This window comes from Actinoplanes sp. NPDC051405 (assembly GCF_055586185.1).
Genome location: NZ_JBVJIR010000003.1, coordinates 373683 through 387232 on the forward strand (window position 1 = coordinate 373683; position 13550 = coordinate 387232).

Consider the following 13550-nt stretch of genomic DNA (forward strand, 5'->3'; position numbering starts at 1 on the left):
GTGTCAGCCTACGAGGCGGGGCGGATGATCGGATCGGACGCCGATGATCGGGCGCCGCCGGGACGCCGCGGGCCAGGATCGATCTCGAAGGGAGGCCTCGTGATCGCGGCACTCAACCGGCTGGTCGACCTGGTCGAGCACCACCTGACCGGGGAACTCGACGTCACCACGACAGCCAAGGAGCTCGGCACGACCGAGTACCACCTGCGCCGGGTGTTCTCGTCGCTGGCCGGCATGCCGCTGTCGGAGTACGTGCGCCGGCGTCGCATGACGGTCGCCGCTGCCGACGTCGTCAGGGGCGAGGACGATCTGCTGACCATCGCCGTCCGGCACGGGTACGGCTCCACCGAGGCGTTCGGCCGGGCGTTCCGGGCGGTCCACGGTGCCGGCCCGGGTGACGTCCGGCGTCACGGCGGCCCCCTTCGCACACAACCACAGCTCAGGTTCCGCCTGACCGTCGAAGGGAGCATCCCCATGCACACGAGCATCGTCGACCGGCCCGCGTTCCGGCTCGTCGGACACGCCGCCCGGGTCCCGCTGCTGCACCGGGGCGTCAACCCGCACATCCAGCAGCACATCGCCGCGCTGCCGCCGGAGGAGCACGGCCGGCTCAAGGCCCTCGGCGACACCGAGCCCGAAGGCCTGCTGCAGGTCACCGACGACCTCGGCCCGGACAGTGCCGAAGGCAGCGAACTCACCTACCTGCACGGAGTCGCCGTCTCCGAGGACACCGCGGTGCCCGAGGACCTCGACGCCATCGGCGTACCGGCCGGCAGATGGGCGGTCTTCCGCACCGCCGGCCCGCATCCGACGGCATTGCAGGAGGCCTGGGCCGCGACCGCGACCGAATGGTTCCCGTCCAACCCCTGGCGGCTCCGGCCGGGCCCTTCGATCGTCGCTGTCCTCGAGCGCGCGGACGACTTCAGCACGGCGACCTGCGAGCTGTGGCTACCGGTCGAACCCGCCTGACCCCTACAGCGCGAGCATCGCCGCGGCGACCTCGTCGGCGGCGGCGTCGGGGATCTTGGTCGCGGCCCGGTCGAGCACGAGCAGCCGGGCGCCGGGGATCTCGCGGGCGAGGGCCTCGGCGTTGCCGAGTGGGAAGAACGGGTCGCGGCGGCCGTGCACCACCAGCGTCGGGATCTTCAGCTCGGGCAGACGTTCGCGCCAGCGCGGCCCGCAGTCGAGCTTCGAGAACACCATGGCCAGCTGGTTGGCCATCTGCACGGCGGGCCGCGGGTCCGGCGTACGGTCGAAGATCCGCTCGGCGGTCGCGCGGGCCGCGGCCGGGTCGTCGCCGAGGATCTCCGCGCGGGCGGCGGCGCTCTGCGCCACGGCGGCGCGGTCGGACCAGTCCGGCAGCGGCAGCGCGAAGGCCCGGCTCATCGTCGCCGCGTCGTGGTCGGGCAGGTCGTCGTCGACCGGGCCCGGGGCCCCCGGCCGCGTGCCGGCCAGGGTGAGGGCCGAGAAGGCGGCCGGGTGGTCCAGCGCGGCGACCTGGGCGACCATCCCGCCGACGCCGATGCCGGCCAGCTGCGCCGGCCGGTCGTCCAGCCCGCGGGCGAGCGCGGCGGCATCGGCGGCAAGATGGCGCAACGTGTACGCCGGCGCGTCGGGATCAACCGTCGACGACGCACCGGAGTCACGCAGGTCGTAGCGCACGACATGACGTCCGCCGCGCGCGAGGGCCGAGCACAGCGAGTCAGGCCAGGAGAGCATGGTCGTGCCGCCGGCGAGCAGCACGAGGGGGGCCGCCGCATCACCGAAGTGCTCGATCCCGAGCGTGACGCCGCCGGGCGTACGGAACGTGGAATGCATGCCCAACTCCCCGCCCGCCGATCAGAACGGGGGCGCGTCCTCGCCCATCAGCGCCAGCGTGACGCCGCCTTTGCCGGTCTTGAGGCTCTGCACCACGACCTTGCCGGTGCGGCCGTCCGGCAGCTCCAGCGTGAAGGTCTTGCCGATGGCGTTCTTGGGGCCGTAGCCGGCGTCGTTGGCCGGCCGGAAGTCGCCCGCCCACGGCGGGATGCCGCCTCGGCGGCTGGGCTCGGCGAAGAGCGCGGCGGTGCCGGGCGTCCTGGTGCCGTCGGCGGAGACAAGCGTTGAGGAACTGCGAAAGGTAGCCATATGCGCTCAGGGTATCGCGCGCAGGCCCCCGCGTGGGGAACACCACCGGCCCGAACGCCGTGGAGCAACAGATGATCACTCAGCGTGGCATCGACGCCTTACTATGCCGGGGGTCGCGGCACCGCCGCCGCGAGCCACCGTCAGAAGGGTCGTCCGTATGTCATCGAAGACGCACCGACTACTGACCGCAGCGCTGGCCGGCATCGTGCTGGCAGGCGTCGCCGCCGCACCCGGGTCGGCCGCCCCGGCCGCCGCCGAGCGCACCAGCACGGCGGAGAGCCGGCGGGTCGACGCCGTGCCCACGCCCAAGCTCGGCTGGTACAAGTGTTACGACATCGCCGAGTGTGCGACCGCTCAGCTGCCGCTCGACTACGACAAGCCCAAGGGCGCGACCACCGAGATCGCCATTCTGCGGATCAAGGCCAAGGACCAGAAGCGCAAGATCGGCAGCCTGTTCCTCAACCCCGGCGGCCCGGGCGGATCGGCGACCGACTTCGTGCAGTTCGCGCCGTACTTCCTCAGCGACTCGCTGCTCCAGCGCTTCGACATCGTGGGCGTCGACCCCCGCGGCATCGGGGCCAGCGCGAACCTCCGCTGCTTCAAGTCGGTCAAGGACCAGACCGCGGTCCTCGATCTGCTCAACGTGCCGTTCCCGGTCACGAAGACCGAGGAGCAGCGGTACGTGCAGGGATCGAAGCGGCTCGGTAAGGCCTGCTCCACCACCGGCCGGCCGCTCGCCGGAGCGATGTCCACCGCCGAGGTGGCCCGCGACATGGACGTCATGCGCCGCGCCGTGGGTGACCGCAAGCTCAACTACCTGGGCTTCAGCTACGGCAGCGCGCTCGGCCAGTACTACGCGAACATGTTCCCGGACCGGTTCCGCGCGCTGGCCGTGGACGGCGTGCTCAACCCGATCGACTGGGTCGGCAACACCCGGCAGATCCTCGACGAGCGGCTGCGCTCGTCCGACGGCGCGTACCGGGCGCTGATCGAGATCCTGAAGCGCTGCGACCGGGCCGGTGAGAAGTTCTGCGTCTTCGCCGACGGCGACCCGGTCAGGAACTTCGAGACCATCGCCCGCCGGCTTCGTGCCGAGCCGCTGGAGCTGCCGGACGGCGCCGGCGGCACGTTCACCGTCACGTACGCGGTCTTCGTCAGCGCGATCCTGGGCTCGCTCTACGGCGTCGACGCCGGCCAGGTGGTCACCGAGATCGCCGCCGAGGTGTGGGCAGCACTGAACGCGGGTTCGACCGCCGCACTGACCGAACGGGCGCGGGCGGCGAAGGCGACCAAGCGGGGGTACGACTTCCCGTACCAGAACGGCTTCGAGGCCAGCAGCGCCGTCATCTGCACCGACGGCCGGCACCCGGCGAACGCCGAGCTCTGGCCGGCCGCCACTGCCCGCCGCGACCAGCGGGCGCCGTACTTCGGCCGGGCCTGGGGCTGGATCGACAGCCAGTGCGCCCACAAGACGTGGACGGTCCAGGACGAGGACGCCTACCGCGGGCCGTTCACCAAGCGGACCGCCGCCCCGGTGCTGGTCGTCGGCAACTTCTGGGACCCGGCGACGAACTACCAGGGCGCCGTCTCGTCGAGCCGGCTGCTGCCGAACTCGCGGCTGCTGTCGAGCAACAACTGGGGCCACACCGCGTACGGCTCGGGCGTGTGCGCCACCACCGCGATCGACAACTATCTGCTGACCGGAACGCCGCCCGCCAAGGGCACGGTCTGCACGGACTCGGTGCAGCCGTTCACCGAGCCGCTGCCGCCGCCGGGCGAGGCCACCACTCTGTCCTCGCCGACCGGCAAGCAGCGCCCGCCGGTCGCCACGCTGATCCCGGAGTCGGTGCTGACCCCGGCGATGTGACCGCCCGTGGGCGGGGTGGCTGCGGCCGCCCCGCCCGCGCGGGCCGGCGCTGTCAATGCGGCTCCGCCACAGAGAACGGCAGTCAGCACGATCGAGGCGACGACATCGATCAAGCGCCGGCCGAGGTCGGTCGCGGCGCTCATGCCTCGGCCGTGGCCCGGGTCATCAGGCGCGGCGTCGGTGACGGTGAGAACCGCAGTCCGGGAAGATTCCGGCGGCGGATCAGCAACTCGGCCACGACGATGTTGGGCAGCCAGCACAGGAACGGCACGGCGGCATAGGCATTGCCGAGCAGCTGGTCGATGTCGGTCTCGGCGCCCCGCCCGGCCAGCAGCTGGACGCCGATCAGCACGCCGAGCCAGAGCCGCAGGGTGGGCGCCGCGAACGTCAGCGCGAAACTGCGGATCATCCAGGCCTGGTGACTGGCCAGATCACCGCCGCGGACGGCCCGGTAGGCGCGGTAGGACGTCCACGCCCAGAGCACCGCGAGAGTGCCGAAGCCGAAGAATCCCACGAACGCCGCGGAGCTGTAGAACGCCATCACCAGGCCGGAGACCGAGCCGAGCGCGACGGAGACCAGGTAGGTCCGCCCGATCCAGCGGTGCACGGCGCGGTAGCGGCGCCGGATCACCTTGGCGAACTGGAACGGGCCCACGGCCAGGGCCAGGCCCGCCGAGACGATGTGCAGGTAGAACGCGACCTGGACCAGGGCCGGCCGCTGCGCATAGGTCGACGCCAGGCCGACCTCCCTGGCCGCGAGCGCATCGAGGCTGCCGGCGGCGTACTGGCCGACGAAGAATCCCGTGATCGCCAGCGAGGTCAGCGTCACCACGGTCCAGCTCACCCGGGAACCGTGCCGCCGCCGGGCCACCGGTCGGGTCATTGACGAATCCATCCCCAGCCACCTTTCGCATCGTGCGACCTCAATCTGGACAGTGTGAGTATTGCGGTGGGTGACTTCGACTGTCAACCCTCGCGGAGCGCTCCGGCGGCGCGTGCCAGGATCTGGCCATGGTCGAGAAACGCCCTCGTAAGCGGGCCACCTACCACCACGGCGATCTCCGTGCCGCCCTCATCGGGGCCGGGATCGATCTCGCCCGCGAGGGCGGCCCGCAAGCACTGGTCCTGCGGGAGGTGGCCCGGGTCGTCGGGGTCGCGCCCAACTCCGCCTACGGTCACTTCCCGACCCTGACGGCGTTGAAGAAGGCGGTCGCGCAGCGGGCCCGCGGCGACATGGCCGTGGCCATGCGGGCCCACCTCGACGGCGTGGCCCCGGCCGAACCCGATGATGCGCGGCAGGCGGCGACGACCTACCTGCGCGAGGTCGGCCGGGCCTACGTGCACTACGCGCTGACGGAGCCGGGACTGTTCCGCACCGCGATGGGCGGTGATCCCACCGGGATCCGCGTACCCGCGGAGCCCGCCGACACGTCCGGGGACGAGGACGACCGGCCCAAGCCCAAGGTCTTCCTGGAGCGCGCGCTCACCCGGCTCGTCGAGGCGGGCTGCCTGCGTCCCGAGGACACGGGTCGAGCGGTGACGGCCAGTTGGGCTACCGTGCACGGCTTGTCCATCATGCTGCTCGACCTGCTGCCGCAACTGACCGCCGAGGAGAAGGAGACGGCCATCGACGACGCCCTCGCTGTCCTCGTCGCGGGACTGGTACGCCCGTGATCGAATCCGGCACCTCGTTGACCACCCCGCCGTTGTTCGCCGCGCTGGCTCCGGCCCGCAACGTCCTGATCGCCGGGGCCGGCGGCGGATTCGACGTGTACGCCGGCCTGCCCCTGGCCCTGGCCCTGTGGCGCAGCGGCGTCCAGGTGCACCTGGCCAACCTGTCCTTCTCCGAGCTCGTCCTGCTCGACCGGGACAGCTGGACGGCCGAGAACGTCGCGGTGGTGACGCCCGACTCGGCCAGCACGGACTGGTACTTCCCCGAGCGGACACTGGCCCGGTGGCTGGCGGATCAGGACCTGCCCTCGACGGTGTACGCGTTCCCGCCGCTCGGGGTCGAACGCCTGCGGGACGGCTACCGGCACTTGATCGACCAGCTGGACATCGACGCGGTGGTGCTGGTCGACGGCGGCACCGACATCCTGTTGCGCGGCGACGAGAGCAACCTCGGCACACCGGTGGAGGACATCACGAGCCTCGCCGCGGTGGCCGGCCTGGACGTGGCGGTGAAGCTGGTGACCTGTCTCGGCTTCGGGATCGACGCCCACGACGGCGTCAACCACGTCGAGGTGCTGGAGAACCTCGCCGCCCTCGCCCGGGACGGCGGTTATCTCGGGGCACTGTCCATCCCCGGCGCCAGCCGCGAGGCGGAGCTGTACCGCGATGCTGTCGCCCATGCGCAGGCCGCCACGCCCGAGCGGCCGACGATCGTCCACGGCCAGATCGCCGCGGCCACCAGAGGCGACTTCGGCGACGTCCAGTTCACCCGGCGCACCAGCGGCAGCACCCTGTTCGTCAATCCGCTGATGGCCATGTACTTCACCGTCGACCTCGACAAGCTCGCCGCCCGGTGCCTGTACATCGACCGCCTCGAGAACACCTGGGGCCGGCGTCAGGTGACCGGCCGGATCGAGCAGTTCCGGGCCGAGATCTCGCCCCGCATCCCGCGCGTGTATCCGCACTGACCACCCTGGTCAGTGCCGCCCGACGAGGTCGCCCACCTCCGTACGCGACGGGACGCCCAGCTTGCGCAGGATGTTCGACACGTGCACGGCGGCGGTCTTCGGTGAGATGTAGAGGCGCCGGGCCAGCTCCGTGTTGGTCAGCCCGTCGCTGATCAGCACGGCCACCTCCCGTTCGCGGGGTGTCAGCGCGGCCGGGCCGGTCACTGCCGGTGGGGCGTCGACCGGGGCCATGCCGAGCCGGGCGCGTACCCGGGCGAGCTGGTCCACCCGCCAGCCCCGCCACCCGGCCAGCAGGGAGGCGGCCGCCTCGGCCTGCGCGGTGGCCTCCTCGCGCCGGTCCTCCGCGAGGAGGCAGCGGGCGGCGCCGACGCGGACGCTGCCGCGGTTGGCCGGCCCCAGGATGTGGGCCTCGGTGATGGACAGGTAGCCGGTGAGCGCCTCGGCGTGCCGGCCGCGCGCCTCGGCGAGCTGGGCGTCGACGAGGGTGCGGTAGGCGTCCCACACGTCCTCGTCGAGCAGCGCGGCGGCCATCCGGTCGAGCTGGTGCGGCGGCAGGCCGATCTCCAGGGCGGCGGAGATCAGGTCGTGGGCCTGCTCGCCGCTGCGCCAGGTCTCGCCGGCGAAGGCCGTGATCAGCTCGTCCAGGGCCCCCTCGGCGCGGGGCCGGTCGGCGCGGCGGCAGGCGAGGTTGAACGCGAGGCCGGGGATCGTGGTCGGCGGGTTGTCGGTCAGGGCCGCCAGGTCGGTGATGAGCTGCTCGACCCGGTCCAGCTCGCCGGCCTCCAGGTAGAGCCCGGCCAGGAAGACCCCGTGGTAATCGGCCCAGCGGCCCCGGCGCCGGTAGCCGCGGTCCTGCTCGCGTCCGCTCTCCAGCGCCGCGATGGCGGCATCCAGGTCGCCGGCCCGGATCGCCAGCCGGGCCCGGCCCTGGAAGTACGTGGCCACCGCGAGCGACTCGAAGCCGGCCCGCTCGGCGTCGATCCGCATCCGTTCCAGGGTCTCGGCGTGCTCGGCCGGTGAGGTGGGCGGCTCGCCGTGCACCAGGTTGTTGAGGGCGCGGGCGGCCAGCACCCACTCGCCCGCCTTCTCGGCCTCGTCGACGAGACCGGACAGGATCTCCCGGCCCTCGGCGGCGGTCTGCGGGCGCTCGGTGAGGGTCGAGCCCTTCTCCAGCAGCGCGGCCAGGCGTACGGCCGGCAGGTCGAATTCGTCGGCCAGGGCCAGGGCACTGCCGGACCAGTACAGCGCGGCGTCGGCGTCGTCGCGCAGGTACGCCGACTGGGCGATCGCGGTCATCGCCCGGGCCTGGTCGGCGCCGGGCGGCAGCTGGGCGATCAGCGTCTCGATGTCCTGCGTCAGGGTGCGCATCTCGTCGGTCTCGCGCGACTCCCAGGCGATGCGGACCAGCAGGTACAGCGACTCGGCCCGGTCGGTCGAGGTGCCGGCGAGGTCCCGCCAGCGCCGGCCGTAGCGCAGGGCGTCGTCCAGCAGTCCGGCCAGCCACGCGGCCCGGGCCGCGGCGGCGAGCAGCTCGGTGTCGTCGGGCACCTCGTCGAGACCCATCTCGGCCAGCTGCAGGGCCTGGTAGGCCGAGCCGATCGAGAGGTAGAGGGCGGCGCCGCGGCGGGCCGCGGCGATCATGTCGTCGTACCGGCCGGCGCCGCGGGCGTGGTGCGCCACCATGGCCGGGTCGGCCCCGCCGTCGTTCGCGATCAGGCCGGCGTCGCCCTTGCGCAGCAGCACGTCGAGCGCCGCCTCGTGCAGCCGGCGGCGCTGCCGGCCGAGCATCTGATCGGCGATCGCCTCGCGCACCAGGGCGTGCCGGAACGCGAACTCGTCCTCGCCCGACTCGACCAGGACGCCGCTGGTGACCAGGTCGCGCAGCGCGGCGATGAGCTCGTCCTCGCCGGTACCGGTCACGTCGGCCAGCAGGTCGAACGAGATGCGGTGGCCCAGCACGGTGGCCGCCTCGACGATGCGGTGGCTGAGCGGGTCGAGGTCGTCGACCTGGCGGCGGAGCACGTCGGCCAGGCTCCACGGCAACGGCTGCTCGACCAGCGCCTCCACGTCGTACCCGGGCAGCGCGCGCAGCAGCTCCTCCAGGAAGAAGGGATTGCCGCCGGTGCGGTGGTGCAGCGCCGTCGCGGCGCGCAGCGGCGCCGGCGAGCCGGTGGCCGCCGCCAGCATCGCCGCGGTCTGCGCGGGGGTGAGGCGGTCCAGCCGCACGTGGGTGACGGCGTGCCGGCGTTCCGTGCGGGCCAGCAGTCCCGCCACCGGCTGGCGGCGGGTCACCTCGTCCGGCCGGTACGTCCCGATGAGCAGCCGCGGCCCGCGCTGGTCGGCGATCCGCTCGAACAGCGCCGCGCTCTCCGAGTCGGCCCAGTGCAGGTCCTCGAAGACGATGACGGCGGGGGAGTCGCCGATCAGGTCGGCCAGGATCGCCAGCCCGATGTGCAGGCGCTCGACCGGGCTGCGCCGCGGGTCCGCCAGGGTGGCCAGTTGTTCCTCGTCGATGTCCGGGTGGCCGTCGATGGCGTCGAGCAGCACCTCGTACGGCCGTGACAGCGAGCCGGGCTCCGCCTGGCCGACCAGCACCACGGTCTCCGCCGGCACCCCGGCCAGCAGCTCGTGCACCAGCCGGGTCTTGCCGATGCCGGGCTCGCCGGCGATGAGCGCGACCGCCGGCTCACGCGCCGAAGCGAGCCGCGCCAGGCGGCGCAGCTCGCTCTCCCGCCCGATCATCACCGGGCTGGCACCGCCGCGGATGGTTCGCACGACGCCAGGGTACCGGTGGGACGGCCGCGGGCGACCGCGGCTTTGCGGGCCCGGCGGGCCCGCCGGGCGCTGCGGAGCAGGCGCCCTTGCTCCGCCTCGGCGACCAGCTCACGGTGCCGGTCGTGGGCCAGGTCCAACAGGATGTCCGGGTGCATCATCATGGCTTTTCTCCTCGTCAACCGGTGATGGATCAATCCTCGGCCGGCGGGGGAGCTGTCACATCGGACACGATCACCTATCTTGGCGGTCGCCCTGGTTCAGGCGGGGCCCGCGAGCCGCCTAGGCATACCTAGGGACCTGCTCTCAGGTGCTGCTGATCGTGACGGTCTGTCCGGGGAACTGTCCCCGTACCGCCTCCTCGACCATGGCCGCCGCGACCGTCGCCCGGCTCACCCGGCCGGGGAAGAACCGTCTTGGGGCCTGATCCAGAGTCAGGGTGCGCCGGCCGGGGGCGAGCGGGCCGTCGGTCAGCATGCCGGCGTGGAAAACGGTCCCGCCCGCGGCGATGATCGTGGCGTCGGCCGCCACCTTGTCGGGGACCTCGTCCCGCAGGAAGACGCTGAGCAGGGTCCGGGTGAGCGGGCCGGCGACGTCGGCCGACGGGCCTGTGCCCAGCGCCCCGAGCCAGACGACCCGGGGGACGCCGGAGGCGGCGACGGCCTTGGCGCCGGCGGTGAGCACCCCGGGCGGATCGCCTTTGACCACACCGAGCCCGGACAGCAGTACGTCGGATCCGGCGACGGCCCGCGCGATGGACTCAGGGTCGTGCACGTCGGCGGCGACCGTGGTGAGCCCGGGCCGTGCGGGTACGCGTCCGGGCCGCCGGGCGATGGCCGTCACCGCCAACCCCTGTTCGAGCGCGGTGGTGACCAGCAAAGTCCCGGTGGCGCCGGTGGCGCCGAGTACGGCAATGCGCATGGCAGTCTTCCTCGATCACAGTGGAGGGTCAGAGCGTGCGTTGCAGGACGTCGAGGGCGGCGGCGTGCACACCGGGCGCGGCGGCCACGTAACCGGTGCTGGTGAGCTCCCACGGCTTGCCGTCGAAGCCGGTGACGACGCCGCCGGCCTCCCGGACCAGCAGCAGCGGGCCGATGTGCGACCGCACGTTCTCGAACTGCCAGTGCACATCCAGCCGTCCGGCCGCCACTTGGCTGAGCTCGTGCCCGACCGGCACCGACGAGCGGACGTACAGGGCGTGCTGCAGCATGGCGGTCATCGAGGTGCCGACGCGCCGGGCCACCTCAGCCGAGTGGCTGGGCCGGGCCTGGCCGGTGCCGGTCAGGGCGAGAGCCAGGTCGGTCTTGGCGGAGACCGTCATCCGGCTGCCGTTGCGGTACGCCCCGCCGCCGTCGACCGCGGTGAACAACTCGTCGGACCAGGGCGCGAGGAGCACCACGAAGTCCGGGCGGCCGTCGCGGACCAGCGTGACGCCGATGTTCCAGTCGGTCATGCCGTGGACCAGGTTGAGGTTGCCGCCGACCGGGTCGACGACCCACCGGTCGCCGCCGGCCATCGGGCCGGTGGCGTGCTCGTCCTCCTCCCAGCCGGAGCCGGGCAGAGCGGCGAGCAGGGCGGGCCGCAGCAGGTCGGCCACGGCGGCGTCGTGCCGCCGCAGGCCCGCGAACAGCTGGTCCTCGGTGGCGACGCGGTTGCCGGGCGCGTAGAAGCCCCGCAGGCGAGCGCCGGCTTCCCGGACCAGATCGGTGGTGGTGGAGAGCAGGTCATCGGTCATGACCTGAGTCTTGGCCCGGCGATCAGATAAGTACAGTGCACTCTCTTTAAGCTAACGTTTACCCGCATGCAACTGGATCTGAACCTGCTCACGACGCTGGACGCCCTGCTCGTCGAGGGAAGCGTGCGCGGCGCGGCCGAGCGGCTGCACTTGTCGTCGCCCGCGGTCAGCCGCTCGCTCGGGCGGATCCGGAAGCTGACCGGCGACGACATCCTGGTGCGGACCGGCCGGACCATGACGCCCACCCCGTACGCCCTGGCGGTCCGCGAGCAGGTCAGCGGGCTGGTCCGGCAGGCCGGCGCGGTGCTGGCCCCGAGCCGCGACCTGGACCTGGCGACGCTGGAACGCACGTTCACGCTGCAGTGCCACGACGCGCTGACCACGGCGCTGGCCGCGCCACTGCTGGCCGCGATCGCCGAGCGGGCGCCGGGCGTACGGGTGCGGTTCTTGACCGAGACGGCCGTGGACACCGACGACCTGCGGCACGGCCGGGTGGATCTGGAGATCGGCGCGACGACCCCGGACCTGCCGGAGATCCGGACCGAGACCGTCGGCCACGACCGGCTCGTCGTGGTGCTGCGCGGTGATCACCCGTACGCCGGGAGTCTGGATCTTGAGGCGTACGCGGCTCAGCCGCACCTGCTCGTCTCCCGCCGCGGCCGGCTCAGCGACCCCGTGGACGACCTGCTCGAAGCGCACGGCCTGCACCGCCGCGTGCTGGCCGCCGTCGGCACCACCGCGACCGCCCTGCACGTGGCCGGCCACAGCGACGCCGTCGTGACCGTGCCGGAGGTGATGTGCCGCCCGCTCATCGCGGCCTTCGGGCTGGCCGTGGCACCGCTGCCGGAGCCGCTGCGGCTGCCGCCGGTGCCGATCGTGGGCAACTGGCATCAGCGCTACGACACCGACACCGGCCACGCCTGGCTCCGCGAGCAGACCCGCGACGTGCTGCGCGCGGTCCTCGGCGGCCTTACCTGAGCTCTTCGGCCAGCCCGACGATGATGCCCTCGGGGCCGCGGAGGTAGCAGAGCCGGTAGACGTCCTCGTACCGCACCACCTCACCGACGAGCTCGGCGCCGTGGGCGAGCAGGCGGGCGACCACCTTGTCGATGTCGTCGACGGCGAACATGATGCGGCGGATGCCCAGCGTGTTCACCGGGGCGATGCGCGGCTCGGCGCCGATCGCCTTCGGGGTGTGGAACCGGGCCAGCTCGACGCCGGAGTGGCCGTCCGGGGTCCGCAGCATCGCGATGTCCTGCTTGACGCCGGCGAGCCCGATGACCTGCTCCACCCAGGGCCCCTCGACCGGCCCCCGGCCCTGCAGCTCCAGGCCGAGTTCGACGAAGAACGCGATGACCGCGTCAAGGTCCTCGACCACGATGAGAACGTTGTCCATCCGCTGGATCGTCATGCTGGTCTCCTCGGTCCCGGACGGCCAGGATGACCGTCTCCGCCCCGGGGACGCGGCCGCCACGCCGTTCTCGACATCCGCGCCGATCTTTTCAGCGGGAGTGCGCGGAGCGGGTCGCGTGCAACGACGCCAGGAGCTGCAGCCGGTCCGCGTCGGCGCTGCCCGGTTCCGCGGTCCAGATGAGCATGACCGGGCCGGGGTTGCCCGGCAGCGGATAGGTGTCCCAGTCCAGGACGATGTCGCCGACCTCGGGGACCGGGAAGGTCTTGGTGCCGCTGACCGACTCGCGGACGTCGTGCCGGGCCCACAGCCGCCGGAACTCGGCGCTGCGGATGCTCAGCTCCCCGACGATCGCGGTGGCGCGGGGATGGGTGGGGTCGGTGGCCACGGCGGCGCGCATCATGCCGATGTAGTCCAGGGCCTGGCGCTCCCAGTCCGGGCAGCTCCGCTCGCCGGTCCGGGTGTCGTCGAACATCAGCAGCAGCATGTTGAGCCGGTCGGCCGGGTAGCCGTGCGGGTCGCCCAGCAGCGCCTCCGCCATCGTGTTCCAGGCGAGCAGGTCGAGGTGGCGGCCGAGCACGACCGCCGGGGTGTCCATCACCCGCAGCAGCCGCCGGGTGCTGTCCGGCACCCGTTCCGCGCCGTGCTCCGGCCGGGCGGGCATCGGCCGGCGAGCGGCGTAGGCCAGCGTGAACAGGTGGCGGCGTTCCTCGTCGTCGAGCGCCAGCGCGCCGGCCAGGGCCTCCAGGACCTCGTCGGACGGGCGTACCTCCCGGCCCTGCTCCATCCGCTGGTAGTAGTCGGTGCTCAGCCCGGCGAGCAGGGCCAGCTCCTCACGGCGCAGCCCGGTGACCTTGCGCCGGCCGCCCGGTTCCAGGCCGACGTCGTGCGGGCGCAACCTGCTGCGCCGGGCGCGCAGGAAATCGCCGAGCTCACGAGCGTACGGGTGCGGGCTGCTCATGCCGCAAGTGTGCCGCGGCCCGGACCACCGTGGGTAGG

The 13550-nt window shown here is 72.8% G+C and carries 14 protein-coding genes; 5 read left to right on the top strand and 9 right to left on the bottom strand.

Features of this window, described 5'->3' with window-relative positions:
* The first annotated feature begins 99 nt into the window (after window positions 1–99).
* Window positions 100–969, top strand: coding sequence for an AraC family transcriptional regulator (locus ACZ6S4_RS09600; protein ID WP_465474468.1), 870 nt, complete (start codon window positions 100–102; stop codon window positions 967–969).
* Between the two features lie 3 nt (window positions 970–972).
* Here ACZ6S4_RS09600 and ACZ6S4_RS09605 read toward each other — a convergent pair whose 3' ends face one another.
* Window positions 973–1818: an alpha/beta fold hydrolase gene (locus tag ACZ6S4_RS09605; RefSeq protein ID WP_465474469.1), complete on the bottom strand. Its 846-nt coding sequence runs from the start codon at window positions 1816–1818 to the stop codon at window positions 973–975.
* 21 nt (window positions 1819–1839) lie between these two features.
* Window positions 1840–2127: a hypothetical protein gene (locus ACZ6S4_RS09610; RefSeq protein WP_433721002.1), complete on the bottom strand. Its 288-nt coding sequence runs from the start codon at window positions 2125–2127 to the stop codon at window positions 1840–1842.
* A 157-nt stretch (window positions 2128–2284) separates the two neighbouring features.
* Between ACZ6S4_RS09610 and ACZ6S4_RS09615 the strand changes: the two genes are divergently transcribed.
* Complete coding sequence (locus ACZ6S4_RS09615; protein WP_465474470.1) at window positions 2285–3994, top strand: alpha/beta hydrolase; 1710 nt, start codon at window positions 2285–2287, stop codon at window positions 3992–3994.
* 139 nt (window positions 3995–4133) lie between these two features.
* On the opposite strand, the gene ACZ6S4_RS09620 is transcribed toward ACZ6S4_RS09615, so the two are convergent.
* Window positions 4134–4877, bottom strand: a complete 744-nt coding sequence (locus ACZ6S4_RS09620; RefSeq protein WP_465474471.1) for a DUF2306 domain-containing protein — start codon at window positions 4875–4877, stop codon at window positions 4134–4136.
* 128 nt (window positions 4878–5005) lie between these two features.
* On the opposite strand from ACZ6S4_RS09620, the gene ACZ6S4_RS09625 reads away from it, so the two are divergent.
* Both ACZ6S4_RS09625 and ACZ6S4_RS09630 read left to right on the top strand, forming a co-directional pair.
* Window positions 5006–5668, top strand: coding sequence for a TetR/AcrR family transcriptional regulator (locus ACZ6S4_RS09625; protein WP_465474472.1), 663 nt, complete (start codon window positions 5006–5008; stop codon window positions 5666–5668).
* On the top strand, window positions 5665–6633 hold the full coding sequence (locus tag ACZ6S4_RS09630; protein WP_465474473.1) for a DUF1152 domain-containing protein: 969 nt from the start codon (window positions 5665–5667) through the stop codon (window positions 6631–6633). Before ACZ6S4_RS09625 ends, ACZ6S4_RS09630 begins: the two co-directional genes overlap by 4 nt.
* A 9-nt stretch (window positions 6634–6642) precedes the next feature.
* Here ACZ6S4_RS09630 and ACZ6S4_RS09635 read toward each other — a convergent pair whose 3' ends face one another.
* The 4 genes from ACZ6S4_RS09635 to ACZ6S4_RS09650 all read right to left on the bottom strand — a co-directional run bounded on the left by ACZ6S4_RS09635 (window position 6643) and on the right by ACZ6S4_RS09650 (window position 11140).
* On the bottom strand, window positions 6643–9408 hold the full coding sequence (locus ACZ6S4_RS09635) for a helix-turn-helix transcriptional regulator (protein ID WP_465474474.1): 2766 nt from the start codon (window positions 9406–9408) through the stop codon (window positions 6643–6645).
* Complete coding sequence (locus ACZ6S4_RS09640) at window positions 9375–9569, bottom strand: hypothetical protein (RefSeq protein ID WP_465474475.1); 195 nt, start codon at window positions 9567–9569, stop codon at window positions 9375–9377. The genes ACZ6S4_RS09635 and ACZ6S4_RS09640 overlap by 34 nt, the downstream gene beginning before the upstream one ends.
* A 142-nt stretch (window positions 9570–9711) precedes the next feature.
* On the bottom strand, window positions 9712–10326 hold the full coding sequence (locus tag ACZ6S4_RS09645; protein ID WP_465474476.1) for an NAD(P)-dependent oxidoreductase: 615 nt from the start codon (window positions 10324–10326) through the stop codon (window positions 9712–9714).
* A gap of 28 nt (window positions 10327–10354) precedes the next feature.
* Window positions 10355–11140, bottom strand: coding sequence for an inositol monophosphatase family protein (locus ACZ6S4_RS09650; protein WP_465474477.1), 786 nt, complete (start codon window positions 11138–11140; stop codon window positions 10355–10357).
* A gap of 66 nt (window positions 11141–11206) precedes the next feature.
* On the opposite strand from ACZ6S4_RS09650, the gene ACZ6S4_RS09655 reads away from it, so the two are divergent.
* The gene (locus ACZ6S4_RS09655) at window positions 11207–12118 is read left to right on the top strand and encodes a LysR family transcriptional regulator (RefSeq protein WP_465474478.1); all 912 of its coding nucleotides are present in this window, start codon (window positions 11207–11209) and stop codon (window positions 12116–12118) included.
* Here ACZ6S4_RS09655 and ACZ6S4_RS09660 read toward each other — a convergent pair.
* Window positions 12111–12551: a VOC family protein gene (locus ACZ6S4_RS09660; protein ID WP_465474479.1), complete on the bottom strand. Its 441-nt coding sequence runs from the start codon at window positions 12549–12551 to the stop codon at window positions 12111–12113. The genes ACZ6S4_RS09655 and ACZ6S4_RS09660 overlap by 8 nt on opposite strands.
* Before the next feature lie 91 nt (window positions 12552–12642).
* Window positions 12643–13512, bottom strand: a complete 870-nt coding sequence (locus tag ACZ6S4_RS09665) for a helix-turn-helix transcriptional regulator (protein ID WP_465474480.1) — start codon at window positions 13510–13512, stop codon at window positions 12643–12645.
* Between the last annotated feature and the right edge of the window lie 38 nt (window positions 13513–13550).

Coding starts and splice junctions, on each gene's coding strand:
- ACZ6S4_RS09615 (WP_465474470.1), top strand. CDS start 2,285: ATGTCATCGAAGACGCACCGACTACTGACCGCAGCGCTGGCCGGCATC.
- ACZ6S4_RS09655 (WP_465474478.1), top strand. CDS start 11,207: ATGCAACTGGATCTGAACCTGCTCACGACGCTGGACGCCCTGCTCGTC.
- ACZ6S4_RS09665 (WP_465474480.1), bottom strand. CDS start 13,512: ATGAGCAGCCCGCACCCGTACGCTCGTGAGCTCGGCGATTTCCTGCGC.
- ACZ6S4_RS09620 (WP_465474471.1), bottom strand. CDS start 4,877: ATGACCCGACCGGTGGCCCGGCGGCGGCACGGTTCCCGGGTGAGCTGG.
- ACZ6S4_RS09610 (WP_433721002.1), bottom strand. CDS start 2,127: ATGGCTACCTTTCGCAGTTCCTCAACGCTTGTCTCCGCCGACGGCACC.
- ACZ6S4_RS09625 (WP_465474472.1), top strand. CDS start 5,006: ATGGTCGAGAAACGCCCTCGTAAGCGGGCCACCTACCACCACGGCGAT.
- ACZ6S4_RS09605 (WP_465474469.1), bottom strand. CDS start 1,818: ATGCATTCCACGTTCCGTACGCCCGGCGGCGTCACGCTCGGGATCGAG.
- ACZ6S4_RS09645 (WP_465474476.1), bottom strand. CDS start 10,326: ATGCGCATTGCCGTACTCGGCGCCACCGGCGCCACCGGGACTTTGCTG.
- ACZ6S4_RS09650 (WP_465474477.1), bottom strand. CDS start 11,140: ATGACCGATGACCTGCTCTCCACCACCACCGATCTGGTCCGGGAAGCC.
- ACZ6S4_RS09660 (WP_465474479.1), bottom strand. CDS start 12,551: ATGACGATCCAGCGGATGGACAACGTTCTCATCGTGGTCGAGGACCTT.
- ACZ6S4_RS09640 (WP_465474475.1), bottom strand. CDS start 9,569: ATGATGATGCACCCGGACATCCTGTTGGACCTGGCCCACGACCGGCAC.